The sequence below is a fragment of the Agathobaculum sp. genome (assembly GCF_050946325.1).
In the GTDB taxonomy this organism is placed as follows: domain Bacteria; phylum Bacillota; class Clostridia; order Oscillospirales; family Butyricicoccaceae; genus Agathobaculum.
The window spans coordinates 1-19,849 of the sequence record NZ_JBMNUP010000019.1; the positions used below are offsets into that span (position 1 = coordinate 1).

15 protein-coding genes, 1 pseudogene, 1 riboswitch and 1 other annotated feature are annotated in these 19,849 nt (G+C 58.4%); of the genes and pseudogenes, 7 read left to right on the forward strand and 9 right to left on the reverse strand.

Translation table 11 applies throughout. The features are described from left to right. The first annotated feature begins 30 nt into the window (after positions 1-30). Positions 31-297, forward strand: a complete 267-nt coding sequence (locus tag ACOYIE_RS03015) for a metal-sensing transcriptional repressor (protein ID WP_433410663.1) — start codon at positions 31-33, stop codon at positions 295-297. Beyond that, positions 294-938: a pentapeptide repeat-containing protein gene (locus ACOYIE_RS03020; protein WP_433410664.1), complete on the forward strand. Its 645-nt coding sequence runs from the start codon at positions 294-296 to the stop codon at positions 936-938. The genes ACOYIE_RS03015 and ACOYIE_RS03020 overlap by 4 nt, the downstream gene beginning before the upstream one ends. A gap of 127 nt (positions 939-1,065) precedes the next feature. On the opposite strand, the gene ACOYIE_RS03025 is transcribed toward ACOYIE_RS03020, so the two are convergent. Continuing rightward, on the reverse strand, positions 1,066-1,677 hold the full coding sequence (locus ACOYIE_RS03025; protein WP_433410666.1) for a sugar O-acetyltransferase: 612 nt from the start codon (positions 1,675-1,677) through the stop codon (positions 1,066-1,068). 44 nt (positions 1,678-1,721) lie between these two features. Next, on the reverse strand, positions 1,722-2,906 hold the full coding sequence (gene metK / locus ACOYIE_RS03030) for a methionine adenosyltransferase (RefSeq protein WP_433410668.1): 1,185 nt from the start codon (positions 2,904-2,906) through the stop codon (positions 1,722-1,724). A gap of 81 nt (positions 2,907-2,987) precedes the next feature. Continuing rightward, a riboswitch (SAM riboswitch) is annotated at positions 2,988-3,095 on the reverse strand. 180 nt (positions 3,096-3,275) lie between these two features. On the opposite strand from metK, the gene ACOYIE_RS03035 reads away from it, so the two are divergent. The 4 genes and pseudogenes from ACOYIE_RS03035 to feoB all read left to right on the forward strand — a co-directional run bounded on the left by ACOYIE_RS03035 (position 3,276) and on the right by feoB (position 9,827). After that, positions 3,276-6,236: an acyl-CoA dehydratase activase gene (locus tag ACOYIE_RS03035; protein WP_433410670.1), complete on the forward strand. Its 2,961-nt coding sequence runs from the start codon at positions 3,276-3,278 to the stop codon at positions 6,234-6,236. Beyond that, positions 6,214-7,473, forward strand: a complete 1,260-nt coding sequence (locus ACOYIE_RS03040) for a 2-hydroxyglutaryl-CoA dehydratase (RefSeq protein ID WP_433410671.1) — start codon at positions 6,214-6,216, stop codon at positions 7,471-7,473. Before ACOYIE_RS03035 ends, ACOYIE_RS03040 begins: the two co-directional genes overlap by 23 nt. Before the next feature lie 237 nt (positions 7,474-7,710). Beyond that, positions 7,711-7,893, forward strand: a pseudogene (locus tag ACOYIE_RS03045) (FeoA family protein); the annotation flags it as partial. Next, positions 7,890-9,827, forward strand: a complete 1,938-nt coding sequence (feoB, locus tag ACOYIE_RS03050) for a ferrous iron transport protein B (RefSeq protein ID WP_433410673.1) — start codon at positions 7,890-7,892, stop codon at positions 9,825-9,827. The pseudogene ACOYIE_RS03045 and the gene feoB, both read left to right, overlap by 4 nt. A 33-nt stretch (positions 9,828-9,860) precedes the next feature. Here the strand turns inward: feoB and ACOYIE_RS03055 are convergent, their stop codons facing one another. Continuing rightward, positions 9,861-10,088, reverse strand: coding sequence for a helix-turn-helix domain-containing protein (locus ACOYIE_RS03055; RefSeq protein WP_433410685.1), 228 nt, complete (start codon positions 10,086-10,088; stop codon positions 9,861-9,863). 276 nt (positions 10,089-10,364) lie between these two features. On the opposite strand from ACOYIE_RS03055, the gene ACOYIE_RS03060 reads away from it, so the two are divergent. Continuing rightward, entirely contained in the window at positions 10,365-12,782 is a 2,418-nt protein-coding gene (locus ACOYIE_RS03060) for an ATP-dependent helicase (protein WP_433410675.1), read from the forward strand. 154 nt (positions 12,783-12,936) lie between these two features. Here the strand turns inward: ACOYIE_RS03060 and ACOYIE_RS03065 are convergent, their stop codons facing one another. The 6 genes from ACOYIE_RS03065 to ACOYIE_RS03090 all read right to left on the reverse strand — a co-directional run bounded on the left by ACOYIE_RS03065 (position 12,937) and on the right by ACOYIE_RS03090 (position 19,494). After that, a complete protein-coding gene (locus tag ACOYIE_RS03065; protein ID WP_433410677.1) occupies positions 12,937-13,644 on the reverse strand; it encodes a sigma-70 family RNA polymerase sigma factor in 708 nt (235 codons plus the stop codon). Beyond that, complete coding sequence (spoIIAB, locus tag ACOYIE_RS03070) at positions 13,641-14,084, reverse strand: anti-sigma F factor (protein WP_433410678.1); 444 nt, start codon at positions 14,082-14,084, stop codon at positions 13,641-13,643. The genes ACOYIE_RS03065 and spoIIAB overlap by 4 nt, the downstream gene beginning before the upstream one ends. Then, the gene (locus ACOYIE_RS03075) at positions 14,059-14,397 is read right to left on the reverse strand and encodes an STAS domain-containing protein (RefSeq protein ID WP_433410680.1); all 339 of its coding nucleotides are present in this window, start codon (positions 14,395-14,397) and stop codon (positions 14,059-14,061) included. Before ACOYIE_RS03075 ends, spoIIAB begins: the two co-directional genes overlap by 26 nt. An 84-nt stretch (positions 14,398-14,481) precedes the next feature. Next, the gene (locus ACOYIE_RS03080) at positions 14,482-15,789 is read right to left on the reverse strand and encodes a bifunctional folylpolyglutamate synthase/dihydrofolate synthase (protein ID WP_433410681.1); all 1,308 of its coding nucleotides are present in this window, start codon (positions 15,787-15,789) and stop codon (positions 14,482-14,484) included. A gap of 351 nt (positions 15,790-16,140) precedes the next feature. Continuing rightward, positions 16,141-18,762, reverse strand: coding sequence for a valine--tRNA ligase (locus ACOYIE_RS03085; RefSeq protein WP_433410682.1), 2,622 nt, complete (start codon positions 18,760-18,762; stop codon positions 16,141-16,143). A gap of 290 nt (positions 18,763-19,052) precedes the next feature. Continuing rightward, positions 19,053-19,271, reverse strand: a binding site (T-box leader). Between the two features lie 40 nt (positions 19,272-19,311). Next, positions 19,312-19,494, reverse strand: a complete 183-nt coding sequence (locus tag ACOYIE_RS03090; protein ID WP_433410683.1) for an Arc family DNA-binding protein — start codon at positions 19,492-19,494, stop codon at positions 19,312-19,314. Between the last annotated feature and the right edge of the window lie 355 nt (positions 19,495-19,849).

Here is a 19,849-nt window from a genome sequence, read left to right on the forward strand (position 1 = left end):
AAAGGCCGGCTACAAGGTGGTCGGCTTTGAATGAGGGCTGACCGAAAAAAAGTGGAGCCGCTGCTGCGTACCGCGCGCGGTCAGATCGACGGCGTGCTGAAAATGATTGAAGACGACCGTTACTGTATGGATATTGCCACGCAGCTGCAGGCTGTCGAATCGCTCGTACACAAGGCGCAGCGCGAAGTGCTGCGCGCCCACTTGCTGGGCTGTGTGCAGCAGGCGTTTGAAACAGGCGACGAGCAGGCCCGCGAAAGCCGGATCGACGAAATCATCCGCCTGCTGGATAAAGCATGATCGCCCGTCTGCCGGCGTCGCTCACCCCCGCTGCCGACGCCGCCGCGCTGTTTGCGCGCCTGTCCCAGCAGGAATGCGCAGCGGAAGGGCTGCTTCTGCACGGGGCCGACCTTTCGGGCACCGAGTACGAAGGGCTGCGGCTGCACGGCGTGCTGTTTGAAAACTGCCGCCTGACCGGCTGCCGCTGGGAACGCGCCAGCCTGACCGACGCGGTATTTCGCGGATGCGAACTATCCGGCAGCAGTTGGGAGGACAGTTTTTTCGAGCGCACCGAGTTTACGGACTGCAAGGCCGCAGGCATCCGTTTTGGGCAAACCGGATGGCGGCAGGCCGCTTTTTCCGGCTGCGCCCTGTGCGGCGCCGGCTTTGACTATGCGCGGCTGCGCAGCGTAAAATTTTCTCACTGCGCGCTTGACCAGGCGACCTTCAGCGCATGTATGTGGAAAGATCTGTGTTTTTCACAAACCGCGCTGTGTGCCGCCAGCTTTCTGCATACGCCGCTCGCCGGTCTTGATCTGACCGGCTGTGACATTGACGGACTGGCCGTTTCCGATACCAATGCCGAGCTGCGCGGCGCAATTGTTACCGCAGCCCAGGCCGCGATGCTTGCAAAACGGCTCGGGCTTGTTGTCCGGATTTAAATTCCTTCTTCCGATGAAAAAATCTCCTGCCAAAAGGCAGGAGATTTCTTTTCTTACGTAGCCATATCGTCAAAAAGCGCGCCGGCGAACTTTCTCGCCGGCGCGCCTGTCTTTTTCTGCTGCCGGCTCACTCTGCCAGCAGGTGCATCTTGGAATCCGCTTCTGTAATCTGCCGCAGCGGGCGGCACGGCACCCCGGCGGCCAGATATCCCGCCGGAATATCCCGCGTTACCACGCTGCCCGCGCCGACGACTGCGCCCTCGCCAATTGTCACGCCGCCCAGCACCACAACGTTTGCCGCAAGCCACACATTGCTGCCGATATGAATTTCCTTGGCAAACTCAGACATGGATACATGCCCGTCCGGATAACGCATCTGTGTGCGCTCCTGCGCAATCAGCGGGTGGTCGGTCGCCATCAGCGACACATTCGGGCCGAACATCACGTTGTCTCCGATGTAAATCCGCGCGTCATCCATAACCGTCAGGTTAAAATTGCTGAAAAAATTCTCCCCGATAAAGGTATGTACGCCGTAGTTGAACTGAATGGGCCCCTGAAAATAATACTTCCGGCCAATTTTTCCGATAAATTCCCGCACCAGCGGCAGACGGGCCGGATCATATTCATCCATCCCATTAAATTTTTGGCAAAGAAGGTGCGCTTTGTGCTTGATATCGCGCAATTCCTGGGTGCGCGCGTCAAACAGCTTGCCTGCAAAAATTTTTTCTTCTTCCGTCATGGCTTACCGCCTCCAAACCGCGCGCTGCCCGCAGCGTTTTCCGTTCAGGCCAGCGCCTGTTTCAGCGCCTCAACCTTATCCGTCTGCTCCCATTTAACGCCAAGGTCTTCACGGCCCATATGGCCATAAGCCGCCAGCGCCTTATAAATCGGGCGGCGCAGGTCCAGCGTCTCAATGATCGCCGCCGGCCGCAGGTCAAACACGCGGCGCACCGCCTCAGAGAGCCGGTCCTCTGCCACTGTGCCCGTGCCGAATGTATCGATCATCACGGATACGGGTTCGGCCACGCCGATGGCATACGCAAGCTGCACTTCGCACCGCTTGGCAAGCCCTGCCGCAACAATATTCTTGGCTACCCACCGCGCCGCATATGCGCCCGAACGGTCGACCTTGGTCGGGTCCTTGCCCGAAAATGCGCCGCCGCCGTGACGGCCGACGCCGCCGTAAGTATCCACAATGATTTTGCGGCCGGTCAGACCGGAGTCGCCCTGCGGGCCGCCGACAACGAAGCGGCCGGTCGGGTTGATGTAATATTTGGTCTTTTCGTCCAGCAGCTCTGCCGGAATCACCGGATAGATTACCTGCTGCATCATGTCCTGCCGGATCTGCTCAAGCGATACCTCCGGACTGTGCTGGGTGGACAGAACCACCGTGTCCACACGCACCGGACGGTTCTGCTCATCATACTCCACCGTGACCTGGCTCTTGCCGTCCGGCCGCAGGTAATCGAACGTACCGTTCTTGCGCACTTCTGTCAGCCGTCTTGCCAGCTTGTGCGCCAGCGAGATGGGCAGCGGCATCAATTCCGGCGTTTCATCGCATGCATAGCCGAACATCATGCCCTGGTCGCCCGCGCCGATTGCCAGGTCGGCGTCGGCCGCGCCCGCTTTGCGTTCCAGCGAATTATCCACGCCCAGCGCGATGTCCTCGCTCTGCTCGTCAATCGAGGTCAGCACGGCGCAGGTATCGCAGTCAAAGCCGTACTTGGCGCGGTCGTATCCGATTTCGCGCACCGTGTCCCGCACAATCCTGGGGATATCCACATAGCAGGTGGTGGAAATTTCACCCATAACAGAGACCATGCCCGTTGTGCAGGTGGTCTCACAGGCCACGCGGGCATAGGGATCATGCGTTAAGATGTCGTTAAGGATTGCGTCCGAAATCTGGTCGCAAATCTTATCCGGATGGCCTTCCGTGACCGATTCCGAAGTGAAAAGATGATGTGCCATAGTTTGTTTTTTCCTTTCTCTTTTACCGTTTTGAGGGTATAAAAAAATGCTCCCTTTTGGGAGCAAAAAGTTCAGTTTACTCCCTCATCTTTCGTGTTTTTACGCCGGATTTGGCACCTTACGCGCTGTTTTCAACACGCAGGTTGCCGGGCTTCACAGGGCCGTTCCCTCCACCGCTCTCGATAAGGCGTTCTATTCAGTTACGCGATATATTTTATAGAAAATCAACCGATTTGTCAAGGGTTAATTCCGGCAGGATGTGTGATATCTGCCGATTGACAATTGGTTTTTGTCCGTATATATTATATTAAAGAAACGCACACATTAACGTGTGCTTTTTTGTGGACTAAACGGAGAGATCTGAACAATATGAATGTAAACTTAGGAATTGACATCGGGTCGACGACGGTCAAAATCGTCGCCGTGCGCGACGGCGAAATCATTCACAAAAGATATGAACGGCACTTTTCCAAGGTGCGGGAAAAAGCGGTTGAGCTGGTGCGGGACGCCCGCGCGCAGGTTGGCGAAGACGCGGTCCTCCGCTGTGCCATCACCGGCTCGGCCGGCCTCGGCGTATCCAAAGCCTCGGGCATTGATTTTGTGCAGGAGGTATTCGCCACCCGCAAGGCGGTCGGCGTGCATGTGCCGCAGGCGGACGTAGTCATCGAGCTGGGCGGCGAGGATGCCAAAATCGTCTTTCTGTCCGGCCAGTTGGAAGAGCGTATGAACGGCTCCTGCGCGGGCGGCACCGGCGCTTTCATCGACCAGATGGCCGTGCTGCTGGATGTGACCCCTGCCGAGCTGGACCAGCTTTCCGCCGGAGCGGAGCGCATCCACACCATCGCCTCGCGCTGCGGCGTGTTTGCAAAAAGCGATATTCAGCCCCTTTTAAATGAAGGCGCGCGCAAAGAAGACGTTGCCGCCTCTATCTTTCAGGCGGTTGTCAATCAGACGGTCTCCGGACTTGCGCAGGGACGCGATATCAAGGGCGATGTACTGTTCCTTGGCGGCCCGCTGTTTTTCTTCAAGGGTCTGCAAAAACGCTTTCAGGTAACGCTGGGACTGGACGACGCGCACGCGCACTTTCCCGCGCTCGCGCCGTATGCCATTGCGGCGGGCGCAGCCGAATATGCGCGGGACACGCAGACCGAGTACACCTTCGATTCGCTGCTGGGCGCGCTGGAAAAAGCCGCAGACGCGCCGGTTGTGGCGCAGTATCTGCCGCCGCTGTTTGAAAACGACGCGCAGTATGCGGAATTCAAACATCGCCACGGCGTACACGATGTAATGACCGAAAACGTCACCGTGTATGAGGGCGACGCCTATCTCGGCATTGATTGCGGCTCAACAACGACCAAATTGGTGTTGATTGGTGCAGACAACCAGATCCTGTTTCATCACTACCAATCCAATAAGGGCAACCCCGCGGATGTCATCCGCGAGCAGCTCACCCGCCTGTATGAACTGTGCGGCGAGCGCGTACACATCGTTTCTTCCGCGGTAACCGGCTACGGCGAAGCGCTCATCCAGAATGCCTTCGGCGTGGATTTCGGCCTGGTGGAAACGGTCGCGCATTTTAGGGCGGCGCGCCATTTCTGCCCTGATGTGGATTTCATTATCGACATCGGCGGGCAGGATATCAAATGCTTCAAAATCCGCAATAAATGCATTGACAATATTTCCCTGAACGAAGCCTGCTCCTCAGGCTGCGGCTCTTTTATTGAAACCTTCGCCCGCTCGATGGGATACTCGATTGAGGAATTCTGCAAGCTGGGTCTGTTTGCGGAGCACCCGATCGACCTCGGCTCACGCTGCACCGTATTTATGAACTCCTCGGTTAAGCAGGCGCAGAAGGACGGCGCAGGGATTGACGCCATTTCGGCCGGTTTATCGGTCTCCGTCGTCAAAAACGCGCTGTATAAGGTCATCCGCGCCCATTCGCCGGATGAACTGGGCCAGAATATTGTGGTGCAGGGCGGCACCTTCCTGAACGACGCGATTCTGCGCTCCTTTGAGCAGGAAATCGGCCGCAACGTCACCCGTCCTGCCATTTCCGGCCTGATGGGCGCCTACGGTGCGGCGCTGCACGCCAAGGACAACCGTCCGGCGCAGACCACGCTGATTGGGCCGGAAATCCTTGCCGGTTTCCAGCACCATGTCAAGTCTGCCCGCTGCGGCCTGTGTGAAAATCACTGCAGCCTGACCATCAACGATTTCGGCGGCGGACGCCGCTTCATCTCGGGCAACCGCTGCGAGCGGCCGCTTGGCAAAGCCAAGGCAATGGACCTGCCCAACCTCTATCATTGGAAGCTGGAAAAGCTCCGCAGCTACGGCGAACCCAGCGGCAAGCCTATGCCGAACGGCAAAATCGGTCTGCCCTTCGGCCTGAATTTCTACGAACTGACGCCGTTCTGGACAACGCTCTTCCGTTCGCTCGGCTTTGAGCCTGTGCTGAGCGATGTTTCCACGCGCGATATGTACCAGCTTGGCCAGCACTCCATTCCGTCGGATACGGTATGCTATCCCGCCAAGCTGATGCACGGACACATCGAAAACCTGCTGCAAAAAGGCGTAGACGCTATTTTCTATCCCTGCATGACATACAATCTGGATGAGGGCCGCGCGACCAATTGTTACAACTGTCCGGTTGTGGCCTACTATCCGGAACTTTTGCAGGCCAATGTGGGCGCATTGCAGGATATTGATTTTATGATGCCGTATTTTGAGCTGTCCGACCGCAAACGTTTTGTGCAGCAGGCCGCACGGTTTTTCTGCGGCAAATATCCGCAGATCAAAAAGAAGCAGGTCGCCGCAGCGGCAGACGCCGCCTATCAGGCGCTGGACGATTATTATGCCGCCGTGCGCGCGGAAGGCAAAAAAGCGATTGCCTATGCAGACGAACACGGGCTGGATATTGCGGTCATCGCCGGACGGCCCTATCACGTTGATCCGGAAATCAATCACGGCATCGATCAGCTCATTTCCTCGTTCGGGCTTGTGATTGTATCCGAAGACGCTGTCTGGCATCTGGCAGAGGCACCCGAGGTCCATGTGCTCAACCAGTGGACCTACCACTCGCGCATGTACGGCGCCGCCAAGTTTGTCACGCAGAAGGAAAACGCGCAGCTTATCCAGCTCGTGTCCTTCGGCTGCGGCATTGACGCCATTACCACCGACGAAATGCGCGCTATCTGCGAAGCCGGCGGCAAAATTTATACACAGCTCAAAATCGACGAGATCAGCAACCTCGGTGCGGCCAAAATCCGTATCCGCAGCATGCTGGCCGCCGTGGAGGAGGGCAGAAAACTTGCACAACAACACAACGGCTGACGCTTACGAGCGTCCGCAGTTCACAGAGGAGATGCGGAAGGACTATACCATTCTCGTCCCCAATATGCTGCCCGTACAGCTTGGCCTGGTTTGCCGCCTGATGCGCAACTACGGCTACAATCTGGAACTGCTGAACACCGAAGGCCCCAACATTGTAGAAGAGGGCCTGAAAAATGTCCATAACGATACCTGCTATCCGGCCCTGCTGGTTATCGGCCAGCTGATGGATGCCATCCACAGCGGCAAGTATGATGTACACAAGCTTGCGCTCATCATGCCGCAGACAGGCGGCGGCTGCCGCGCTTCCAACTATATCCATCTGCTGCGCAAGGCGCTGGAAAAAAACAACCTTTCCTTTATTCCGGTTATCTCGCTCAACTTTTCCGGTTTGGAAGAAAACCCCGGCTTCAAGCTGACCAAGCGCATGCTGATTCAGGTAGCCTATGCGCTGCTGATCGGCGACCTGATCACCAACGTGGCCAATCAGTGCCGGCCATATGAAGTCGTCCCCGGTTCTACCGATAAGGCCATCGTCATCTGCATGAAGGCCGTGACCGCACGTTTTCAGGCGCACCGCGTCATCCATTACAGCGAAATCCGCCACCTCTATCAATATGTGCTGAACGTATTCGGCCGTGTCCGGCTGGACAAATCCGTTCCCAAGAAAAAGGTTGGCATTCTGGGCGAAATTTATGTACAGTTCTCTCCGCTCGGCAACAACAATCTGGAGCGTTTCCTGCTGAGCGAGGGCTGCGAACCCGTGCTGCCCGGCCTGATGGACTTCTGTCTGTACTCGCTGTATAACGCGGTGATCGACCATCAGCTCTACGGCCGCAACGCGAAAAACGCCGCCGTCTATAAGCTGGTGTACCAATTCGTCCTCAGCAAGCAGGCAGACATCATCAAACTGATGCAGAAGGACGGCCGCTTCCGCGCGCCGCTGCCGTTTGAACAGGTGCGCCTGAAGGCGCAGGGCATCATCGGCGAAGGCGTTAAAATGGGCGAAGGCTGGCTGCTGCCGACCGGTATGGTAGAGATGATTACCGAGGGGGTACGCAATATTGTCGTCACCCAGCCCTTCGGCTGCCTGCCCAACCACATCGTCGGCAAGGGTATGATTCGCAAGGTGCGCGAAATTTATCCGGAAGCCAATATCGTCGCAGTCGATTATGACCCCGGCGCATCCAAAATCAATCAGGAAAACCGCATCAAGCTGATGCTGTCCAGCGCAGAATGATCCGCTGGCAAGCCATTTTCAACAGACGCAAAAACGCTGCCTTTGGGCAGCGTTTTTTTATGTTCTCTCCCTCTTTCCGGCAGACCCGCACCGCCCTCCATGCGGCTGCATAGCATGAAGTGACCGTGCGCCCGCCCGTCGGGTCCGGCCAATTCATAAGCGAGGACTGAAGTCATGACCAAACCTATCACTTTCCCCCTGTCCGTTCTGCCCGAAGGCTGACAGGCGCGGGTTTGCGCCCTGCATCTGAAAGGCGGCATGCGCCGCCGCCTGCAGGACCTTGGCCTGGTGACGGGCACCCATGTAACCTGCCTGCAGCGCGCCTCTGCCGGCGACCCAACCGCTTATCTCATCCGCGGCGCGGTCATCGCGCTGCGCCGCGACGATGCCGTACAGATTGAAATGGAGGTGGCACCGTGACAAACAGCACGCCCGTTGTCGCACTGGCCGGCAATCCCAACGTCGGCAAATCGACCGTGTTCAACGCGCTCACCGGCGCGCACCAGCACACAGGCAACTGGGCCGGAAAAACCGTCGCAGGCGCATATGGCGCCATGCGCTGCGGCGATGCGCGGCTGACGCTGGTTGATCTGCCGGGTACTTATTCCCTGCGCGCCCGCTCAGAAGAGGAGCGCGCCGCGCGCGATTTTCTGCAATCGGGCGAAGCCGGCCTGACCGTGCTGGTGGCGGACGCCACCTGTCTGGAGCGCAATCTGATTCTGGTTTTGCAGGTGCTGGAGGCCATGCCCAACGCTGTATTGTGCCTCAACCTGATGGATGAAGCGCGCAAAAAGCATATCGAAATTGACGTAGACGCGCTGGAAAGCGAGCTGGGCATTCCCGTTGTCCCGTGCGCGGCGCGGCGCGGGCAGGGGCTGCAGCAGCTCAAACGCACGGTCTGCCGTGCGCTGGAATCGCCGGTATCGGACGGCGTTGCACAAATCCGCTATCCGGCCGTGCTGGAACAGGCCGCGGCTCAAACCGGCCTGCCGCGCGCACAGGCGCTTTCCGCGCTGGTACGGCAGCCGCCCGAGGGCATGACCGCCGAGCAGGTGGACGACATGCTGACCGCCTCGGCCGCGCTGCGCGCGGAGGAAATCGCCCTGACCTGCGTTATGCAGAACGAACACGCCTGCCAGCGCGACCGCCGCATCGACCGCGTGCTGCTCAGCCGCCGCTTCGGCATGCCGCTTATGCTGCTGCTGCTCGCGCTGGTGTTTTACATCACGCTGGCCGGTGCAAATATCCCAAGCGAGTGGCTGAGCGCGCATCTGCTCGGCCTGACTGTGCCGCTCGCCGCGGCGCTGAGATCGCTCGGCCTGCCGCCGTTTCTCGTTTCGCTGCTGGCAGACGGCATCTGGAGGGTAACGGCTACCGTTGTCTCCGTCATGCTGCCGCCGATGGCCATTTTCTTTCCCCTGTTCACCCTGCTGGAAGACGCGGGCTATCTGCCGCGCGTTGCTTTTCAGCTTGACCATGCGTTTCACCGTGCGCACGCCTGCGGCAAGCAATCACTGTGCATGTGCATGGGGTTTGGCTGCAACGCCTGCGGCGTAACCGGCTGCCGCATCATTGATTCGCCGCGCGAGCGGCTGATCGCCATGCTCACCAACAGCTTCGCGCCCTGCAACGGCCGTTTTCCGCTGCTCATTTTTCTCTGCTCGGTCTTTTTCGCCGGCAATTCGGCCGGCGGCGCGCTGCTGCTGACCGCCGTCATTGCCGGCAGCGTGGGGCTGACGCTTGCCGCGTCCCGTCTGCTGTCCGCAACCATGCTCAAGGGGGTTCCCTCCTCCTATACGCTGGAACTGCCGCCTTACCGCGCACCGCAGGCCGGCAAAGTCATCGTGCGCAGCGTGTTCGACCGCACGCTGTTCATCCTCGGCCGGGCGGCCGCCGTGGCCGCGCCTGCGGGCGCGCTGATCTGGCTGCTTGCCAATATCACCGTCGGCGGCGCGCCGCTGTTCCAGCATCTGACCGCGCTGCTTGACCCCTTTGGGCGGCTGCTTGGGCTGGACGGCGTCATCCTGCTCGCCTTTATCCTCGGCTTTCCGGCAAATGAGCTGGTGATGCCGCTGATCGTCATGGGCTACCTTGCCACAGGCACGCTGGGCGATGTGGGCAACCTGCTTTCTTTCCGGGCGCTGCTCATCGCCAACGGCTGGACGAATGTCACCGCGCTGTGTACGCTGCTGTTCACCGTTGCGCACTGGCCATGCTCCACCACCTGCCTGACGATCTGGAAAGAAAGCGGCAGCGTCAAATGGACGCTTGCGGCCGCCGCGCTGCCCACCGTCTTCGGCATTGCGCTGTGCCTTGCCGTGCATGCCGCATGCCATCTGTTCGGAATCGTATAATAAAAAACCTTCCCTTGATCGGGAAGGTTTTTTTCAGTCGCGGAATTTGAGCAGCTTATATGGCTCGACTTCAAGCGCATCGGCGATGCGAAAAAGCGTATCCAGAGAAATCCCCGCAAACGCATTTTCCGCTTTTGCCAGCAGAGAAACGGAAATGCCCGCACATTCTGCCAGCCTTTCCTGCGAAAAACTGCGCTCTTTGCGATAATATTGTATATTTAACCCGAGCTTTCGATAGCGGTCCGAGTGTGCAAAGTCCATTTTACTCACCTCGGTAATAGTGTATCTCCAATCCTTTTCTCTATAAATTGAATAAAATTGTTGATTTATTCATTGTTATTGAATAATATAGTATTTACAATGAACACAACAATAATAACACTTGGAGAGAACAGGCATAATGATTCACGAAGCGGCGCTCTGTGCAGACAATGTTTTGAAAGGCTCTTGCAGCAAGAGAACCCATAAGAACATTTGTTTTCTTTGTCCGGTTATGCTATACTGTTTTTGTATTGCCATAACGAAACGAGGATACCTATGCAACCGACCAAATTCGATTTGAAATATGCCGCCGTGCGGCGTGCGGTCATCGAGCAGCGCTTTTCCAATTTGAACGACAAGCAGCGCGAGGCTGTGTTTGCCACCGAGGGCCCCCTGCTGATTCTGGCGGGCGCGGGCAGCGGCAAAACCACCGTGCTCATCAACCGCATCATCAATATCCTGCGCTTCGGACAGGGGCTGACGAGCGACCTTGCCCCTGCCGGTGCGACCGAAGCCGACCTGCTTTTTTTGACCGAATACCTGACCGACCCCCGTCCGGAAAACCGCGCGCGCGCCGAAGCGCTGTGCGCCCTGTATCCGGCAAAACCGTGGGAGGTCATTGCCATCACCTTCACCAACAAGGCGGCGCGCGAGCTGCGCGAACGCCTGACCGCCGCGCTGGACGATGAGGAGGCCGCATCCGCGGTGTGGGCGTATACCTTCCACACCGCCTGCCTGCGCATTCTGCGGCGGCACGCCGACCTGCTGGGCTTTGAAACCGCCTTCACCATCTACGATGAGGACGATAAAAAGCGGGTCATCACCAATGTGCTCAAAATGCTGAACCTTGACCCCAAGGCGTTTGACCCGCGCACGGTCATCGGAATGATTTCGCGCGCCAAGGACAAGCTGATGACACCCCGGCAGTTTGCAGCGGACGCGGCGGGCGATTACTTCCGCGAAAAGGTGGCGGATGTTTATCGCCTGTACGAGCGCGAGATGAAAAAAGCCTGTGCGCTGGATTTTGACGATATCATCATGAAAACCGTGCTGCTGCTGCAAAACAATCCCGAGGTGCTTGAATATTACCAGCACAAATTCCGCTATGTGCTGGTGGACGAATATCAGGATACCAACTACGCCCAGTATGTGCTCACCAGCCTGCTGGCGGGCTACTATGAAAACATCTGCGTGGTGGGTGACGACGACCAGTCCATCTACAAATTCCGCGGCGCCACGATTACCAATATTCTGGAATTTGAAAAGCAGTTCAAGGATGCGCGCACCATCCGGCTGGAGCAGAACTACCGCTCGACCGGCAACATCCTGAACGCCGCCAACGAGGTCATCCGCAACAACACCGGCCGCAAGGGAAAGGAGCTGTGGACCGACCACGGCGACGGCAGCAAGATCCGCCTGCACCGCTCGGACAGTCAGGAGGGCGAGGCCGCCTATATTGCGGATACCATCCGCGCCGGGGTGGAGGAAGGACGCCGCTGGAGCGATTTTGCCGTGCTGTACCGCAACAACGTGCTTTCGGATAATATTGCCGCCTCGTTTATCCGGTCGGGCATCCCGTACCGTGTGTATAAGGGGCGCGACTTCTTCTCCCGCGCCGAGGTGCGCGATATGTTCGCATATCTGTGGGTGCTGGAAAACCCCGCCGATGAGCTGCGCCTCAGGCGCATCATCAACGTGCCCGCCCGCAAGATCGGCGATAAATCGGTGGAAACCGCCGCGCAGCTGGCGCTGGAAAACGGGATGCTGCTGTACGATGTGGTACGCAACGCTGCGCAGTTCCCCGCGCTTTCGCGCGGCGCGGGCGCGATGGAGAAGTTCGGCACGATGATGGAAAACCTGCGGCAGCAGCGGGCGTTCCTCTCGCTTTCCGAGCTGTATGATGAACTGCTGGACAAAACCGGCTACGTCCGCGCACTGGAGCTCAAGGGCGGCGTGGAGGAGCAGGGCCGTATCGAGCATATCGAAGAGCTGAAATCCCATATCGTCAGCTACGAAAACGACCATGACGATGCTTCGCTTGCCGGCTTTCTGGAGGAAATGGCGCTGTATACCGATGCCGACCAGTCCGGCGAGGAAGAGGACGCTGTGCTGATGATGACCATGCACTCCGCCAAGGGGCTGGAATTTCCGGTGGTATTCCTTGCCGGTATGGAGGACGGTCTGTTCCCCGGCTTCCGGGCGATGGAGCGCGAAGAAGATATGGAGGAGGAGCGGCGGCTGTGCTATGTTGCCGTTACCCGCGCAAAGGAGCAGCTGTATCTGACCTGCGCGGAACGCCGTATGTTGTACGGCCGCACCCAGTACGCGCATCCCTCCCGCTTTATCGACGAAATGCCGCGTGAGCTGCTCGACAGCAATATCGGTGACGCGCGGATGTTCCAGTCCGCCACGCAGGCCGATCCCACTCTGCCGCGCGCACAGGTCGCGCGGGCGCGGTATACATCCGCGGCGGCATCGGCAGCGTCTTCTTTCTCCGCACCGGCCGCACGGAACGCCGCGCCGCTGCCCGATTTTGCCGCTGGCTGCCGCGTGCGCCACAAGGCGTTCGGCGAAGGGATGGTGGTGTCCGTCAAGCCCATGGGCGGGGATGCCCTGCTTGAGATTGCGTTTGATCAGAAAGGCACCAAGCGCCTGATGGCTAAGTCCGCCGCGCAGTTTATGCAGAAAATATAGATTTGTCAAAGTGTTTTGACAGCAAAATGCCGTCCATCAAACAGGTTTGATGGACGGCATTGCTGTTTCCGTGCTGTCATACAGGCAGATGCAGAGGGGAGACGCTGCGCGGCAGCTCTCTGCCGGAGAAGAGCATACGCTCTCCATCCGCCTGCTATTCCAGCAGTTTTTCCCGCAGCGCCTGAATCGCGCGCTTTTCAATACGCGATACCTGCACCTGCGACACGCCGATGATTTTTGCCGTCTGCTGCTGCGTCAGGTCGCGTGAAAAGCGCAGCGCAAGCACCTCGCGGTCTCGGCTGGGCAGCGCGGCCATCGCCTCGCGCAGCGACAGATACAGACAGGTGCGCTCCTCCATGCCCTCGTCGCCTACCAGGTCTCCCAGCCGTCCGCCGCCGGACAGCTCGCGCTCCAATGAATCGACCGATACTTCGGCCTGCTCGCATGCGGCCACTTCTTCGGCCGTCAGTCCGGTGGCCGACGCCAGTTCGGATACGGTCGGCGACCGTCCGGTGCGGCTTTCCAGCTCGCTCTGCACTCTGCGCACCCGCGCCGCGCGTTCCTTAACCGCACGGCTGACCTTGACCGCCCCGTCATCCCGCAGAAAACGGCGGATCTCGCCCGCAATTTTGGGCACGGCATAGGTGGAAAATTCCCAGCCTCTGTCCGGCTCAAACCCGCGCACCGCTTTGATAAAACCCACGCAGGCAAGCTGGTACAAATCGTCCGGCTCTGCGCCGCGTCCGTAATACCGCCGCGCGACCGACCAGAGCAGGCCGCTGTTCTGCTCCAGCAGCCGCGCCTCGGCGCCGCTGTCGCCTGACTGCGCCGCCCGCAGCAGTCCGCGGGTTTCCGCTGTCACGCCGGCCGCTCCTGTAGCGCTTTCACCATAGTCACAATCGTGCCTTTGCCCGGGGCGGAGCGCACGCGGAGTTTGTCCGTAAAGGTCTCCATAATGGTGAATCCCATGCCGCTGCGCGTGTCGTCGCCTGTTGTAAACATGGGCTGGCGCGCCTGCTCAATATTTTCAATGCCGCAGCCGGAGTCTTTCACCTTCAGCTCAAACACACGCCCCTCAAGCAGGCGCACCGTAACCGTGATAAACCCCATTTTATTGGCATATCCATGTACAATCGCGTTGGTCACCGCTTCGGAAACAACAGTTTTGATATCGCCCAGTTCTTCCATCGTCGGGTCAAGCTGCGCCGCAAACGCGCCGACCGCCTGACGCGCAAACGCCTCGTTCACCGACCGGCTTTCAAATTTCAGGCTCATTTTATTGATGACTGCGCGCATCTCCATCCCCCCTTTCAAAAATCATCACCTGCGGCAGTCCCGCCGCCTCAAACACCCGCATCGGCTGCGGCGGCGTGCCATACACAACAAAATCCCGCCCGCTGCGCGCGCAGGTCCGATGCAGATGCAGCACAACCGCCAGGCCGGACGAATCCATAAACGTCAGCCCTGACAGATCAAGCACCAGTTTTTCGCAGGGATACAGCACAAGCAGATCCTCCGCCTGCTCAATAGCGGCGCGCGCGGCATGGTGGTCCAGCTCGCCTGCCAGCCGAACGGTCAGCGTGCCGCTCTGTTCCGTCTGTGTGATTTGCAGCATACTTTTCACCTCAACATGCTTTTTTGGCAAAAAAAGGCTTGTACCCTTTGCGGTACAAGCCCAAGTTTACCATTATTTTCCGTTTTATTCTGCCGTTTTCTGTCGTGAGCGCAGTATTTTTTCGGCTTCGCCCACCAGATAAAGCGAGCCGCAGATGAGAACGCAGTCCCGCGGCGCTGCGTTTTCCAGCGCCTTTGCAATGGCCTGCTCCGCGCTGCCGCAGTCATAAACCTCGGTGCAGCGCCGCTCTGCCAGTGCAGCCGCGGTCTGCGCAGGCAGCGCACGGTCATTTTCCGCGGGCGCGCAGGCATAGACTGCATCGGCGCGGCGCGCCAGCTCGTCGATACAGGTTTCATACTCTTTATCCTGCACCATGCCGATGACAATGTGCAGGCGGCGCATCTTCAGCATCTCGTCGATCGCCGCGCACAGCGCGCGGACGCCTGCCGCATTATGCGCCCCATCCAGCAGCACCAGCGGATTTTCCCGCAGGCGTTCCAGCCGTCCCGGCATACGCGCTCTGGCCAGCCCGCAAACCGCCGCAGAAACCGGAATTTCCCATCCACGCAGACGCAGCGCCTCTATGGTGCGCAGCGCGGTCAGCGCATTCTGAATCTGGTGCCGTCCCGGCATGGCCAGCGTATAGCCCTGCCCCTCATAAACAAAGGCAGAGCCGACAATGCCGCAGCGCAGCAGCTTGCAGTCTTCCGGCCGCCCATGCAGCAAAACCGCGCCCACAGCGCCGGCAGCCCGCCGTATGGCGGCAAGCGCGTCCTGCTCCTGGCCCGCCGCGCAGACAACGGCGCAGGCCGGTTTGATAATCGCCGCCTTCTCTTCCGCAATTTCCGCAATCGTATTGCCGAGTACCGTCATATGATCGCGCGAAATGGGCGTAATCACGCACACCTCCGTCCGCGCAATCACGTTGGTCGCGTCGCACCGGCCGCCCAGGCCGGTTTCCAGCACCACAATGTCGCACGCCTGCTCGGCAAAATACAGAAAGGCCAGCGCGGTGGTGAACTCAAACTCGCCGATGGTCTCTCCCTCCGGCAGGGACAGGCTTTCGCAGGCCACGGCCACCCGCTCGGCCAGACGGGTCAGGTCCGCGTCCGGAATGAGCGCGCCGTCTATGCGGATACGCTCGTGAAACTGCACCAGATAGGGCGAGGTATACAGCCCGACCCGATAACCTGCCGCCTGCAAAACCGCGGCGGTCATGCAGGCGGTCGAGCCTTTGCCGTTGGTGCCCGCCACATGGACAAATTTCAGTCCGTCCTGCGGGTTGCCGAGCGCCGCGCACAGCGCGCGGATGCGGTGCAGGCCGGGCTTGCCGGAAAAGCGTCCCAGCGTGTGAATATATTCTATTGCTGTTTTCGGAATATCGGTATCCATGATAAACCCTTTCCTTACATCGTAGTAATGGCAGTATTATAACACCTTGCGCGCCAAAAAGCAAAGAACCGCCCGCAGGCGGTTCTGAGACTGTCGAAAAACTTTGTTTTCCGACAATCTATGTTTGGACTACGTGGGTCATGGACGAGTAAAAAGTTCCTATGCAGAAACTTTTTCTCTCTCAAAGTATAAAAAGTCAGGCACCTGTCCTGACTTTTTATGCATTTGCGCTGCAAATGCTGTTTTACGCGCGCTGCCGCGCGTATTGTGGGTCTATCCATTGACAAAATACTTTTTCGACAAGCTGAAAGAACCGCCCGCAGGCGGTTCTTTTTTAGATGATACACGGATTTAACCCAGCGCAGCGATGGATTCCTCCAGCTTTGCCAGATGCTCGCGGAGCTTCTCTGCCTTTTCGCGCTCGACCGCGACGACCTTTTCGGGCGCCTTGTCGACAAACTTCGGGTTGTTCAGCTTTTTCATGACAAACGCGATGTCATCCTCCACCTTGGCCTTTTCCTTGGCAAGGCGGGCACGCTCGGCCGCAAAGTCGATCAGATCGCCCATCGGCATATAGAGCTGCGCGTCACCCGTGACGACCGACGCCATTTTGGCGGCATCCTCCGGCACTGCGTCGATCAGCTCGATCTCGGACGCATACGCCAGCTTGGGGAAGAAGCCCGCGCCTGCGGCAAAGGTCTCCTTCTTTTCCGAAAGGATGAGCACCTTGGCCTTTTTGGAGGGCGGCACGTTCATCTCGCTGCGGCGGTTGCGGATGGCGCGCACTGCGTCCATCAGCGTTTCCATCTGCGCTTCCTCCGCGGCAAAGTGCAGCGTTTCATCATATTCCGGCCACTGGGACACCATGACCGACGGCCCCTCGTGCGGCAGCGCCTGCCAGATGGTTTCCGTGATGAACGGCATAAACGGATGCAGCAGCTGCATCGCGCCGGAAAGCACATAGCACAGTACCTTCTGCACATTTTCATCGCCGTTCTGCAGGCGGGTCTTGGCGATCTCGATATACCAGTCGCAGAAGTTATCCCAGATAAAGTCGTTGAGCTTGGAGGCCGCCAGACCCAGCTCGTACTGGTCGATATTGCGGGTGACCTCGGCCACCAGCGTGTTGTATTTGGACACGATCCACTTGTCCTCGATCGCAAGTTCCGCAGGCAGCTCCGCCTTTGCGTCCTTATCGATCGTCAGGTTCATCTGAATGAAGCGGGACGCATTCCAGATCTTGTTGCAGAAGTTGCGGCTGGCCTGCACGCGCTCATCCGAGAAGCGCATATCGTTTCCGGGGCTGTTGCCGGTGGCAAGCGTAAAGCGCAGCGCATCCGCACCATACTGGTCGATGATCTCGAGCGGGTCAATGCCGTTGCCCAGCGATTTGGACATCTTGCGGCCCTGCGCATCGCGCACCAGACCGTGGATATACACGGTTTCAAACGGGGTCTCGCCCATGTGCTCCACACCGGAGAAGATCATGCGCGCCACCCAGAAGAAAATGATATCATAGCCGGTAACCAGCGTAGAGGTCGGGTAGAAATATTCCAGCTCCTTGGTCTTTTCCGGCCAGCCGAGCGTGGAGAACGGCCACAGCGCGGAGGAGAACCAGGTATCCAGCACATCCTCTTCCTGACGGACGTTTTTACTGCCGCACTTCGGGCAGACGTGAATATCTTCCTTGGAAACGGTCATTTCGCCGCAGTCGTCGCAGTAGAACGCCGGGATGCGGTGACCCCACCACAGCTGGCGGGAGATGCACCAGTCGTGCACATTCTCCATCCAGCGCAGATAAGTCTTGGAGAAGCGGTCGGGCACGAACTTGGTCTTGCCCTCGTTGACAACGTCCATCGCAGGCTTTGCCAGCGGCGCCATCTTGACGAACCACTGCGCCGAGGTCATCGGCTCAACGGTCGTGCCGCAGCGGTAGCAGGTGCCGACATTGTGCTCGTGCTCCTCGATCTTAACGAGGTAGCCGCCCTCTTCCAGATCCTTGATGACCGCCTTGCGGCACTCGTAGCGGTCCATACCCTCGTACTTGCCGCCGTTTTCGTTCACGGTCGCGTCCTCGCCCAACACCAAAATCTGCTCAAGGTTGTGGCGCTGACCCATTTCAAAGTCGTTCGGGTCATGGCAGGGCGTAACCTTAACGCAGCCCGTGCCGAACTCCATGTCAACATACTCGTCGCCGAAAATCGGGATCTCGCGGTTCATAATCGGCAGGATGCAGGTCTTGCCGATCAGGTGCTTGTAGCGCTCATCATTCGGGTTGACCGCCACGCCGGTATCGCCCATAAAGGTTTCCGGACGGGTGGTGGCAACGACAAGGTCGCCCGAGCCGTCTGCCAGCGGGTAACGGATGTGCCACAGCTTGCCCGGCTGGGTCTCATACTCGACCTCGGCGTCGGAAAGCGCGGTCGCGCAGTGCGGGCACCAGTTGATGATGCGGTGCCCCTTGTAGATCAGACCCTTGTGATACAGGTTGACGAATACTTCGCGCACGGCCTTGGAGCAGCCCTCATCCATCGTGAAGCGCTCGCGCTCCCAGTCGCAGGACGAGCCAAGCTTTTTGAGCTGCTCGATGATGCGGTTGCCGTACTGGTGCTTCCAGTCCCACACACGCTCAAGGAACTTCTCGCGGCCGAGGTCGTAACGGGTCAGTCCTTCTTCCTTGCGGAGATTTTCCTCGACTTTAATCTGCGTTGCAATGCCCGCATGGTCGGTGCCGGGCATCCACAGCGCTTCGTAGCCCTGCATCCGCTTGGTGCGGATGAGGATATCCTGCAGGGTCTCGTCAAACGCGTGACCCATGTGGAGCTGGCCGGTCACGTTCGGGGGCGGAATGACAATCGTATAGGGTTTCTTGTCCGGATTGACCTCGGCATGGAAAAAGCCGGAGTCGTTCCAGAAGCTGTACAGCTTGTCCTCGACCGCTTTCGGGTCGTAGGTCTTGGGCAGTTCGCTCATTGATCTGTCTCCTTTTTTATTTAACGTTTTTACAGCATCGGCACCCCTCTGGGGCGGCAGTTTTCCCTTCTTGTTTCTCCCGTCAGACGGGCGGCAATCGGTTGGAGAAACGGGCTTGTGCGCGCCTGCGCGCCCTGAAGAAAGGGAGTGATTCGCAAGAGGGGGAAAACCTGGGTTTGCCCCCTCTTGTGCGCCTGCGGCGCGCAGCCGCACTGTTCTCCGCCTCCCACAGGCGGGCAAACAGCTCTGTCTGCGCAGCTTCGGGCACAAAAAAAGCACGCCGTCCTGCATAATAGGACGAAGCGTGCTCCGTGGTACCACCTAACTTCGCGGCAAAGCTGCCGCGCACTCGTTGGCCCGTAACGTGGGCGGGGGACGGAAGAGCCTGACTGTTTTCAGCCCTCCTGCTCCAAAGCGACCTTCTCCCCGTCTGCCGAAGGGCTTGCACCAGACCGCCCTCTCTCTAAACGCGCAAAGCAGGGGATACTCCTCTTTTTCATCGCATTTTACCTGTTAACTTTAACAGTATATCCAGAAAAACAAACTTTGTCAAGATTTTTGCACGTCAGAAAGGTCGATTTTGCCGTGTTCTTTTTCAAAGCGGCGAATGTCTTCCCGCGCCAAATACATCAAATGCCCATTGATAGAGCGCCCCTCATAGGATGCGACATACCGCAGCTTTTCCAATGTTTCCTCGTCCACGCGAAAACCGATGTGTTTGGACTTGCCCATAATACACCTCAAAGCAATTGAACTTATTTTAAGTTCACTTTAAGACTTTTATACGATATGATGTTGGTAGTATACTAAAAATGTACTAATAATTTAGACAGGCCGTTCCCGCATGCACGCAGCTGCAAAGCCGCCCGCTCCGCACCGCTTGGCCCCCTTTGCAACTTGTTTCCGCTATTTTATCTGCTATACTGAAAATCAAGGAGGGGGTCCTGATGCGCAAAAAACTCTGTACGCTTTTCTGCACCGCGCTTCTGCTGCTGTGCGTGCTACCGGTAACGGCAGGGGCCAACAGCCTGCCGCGGCCGTATGTGCGGATCACGATCGCCCAGCCGGACCAGCCGGTTGCGTGGAT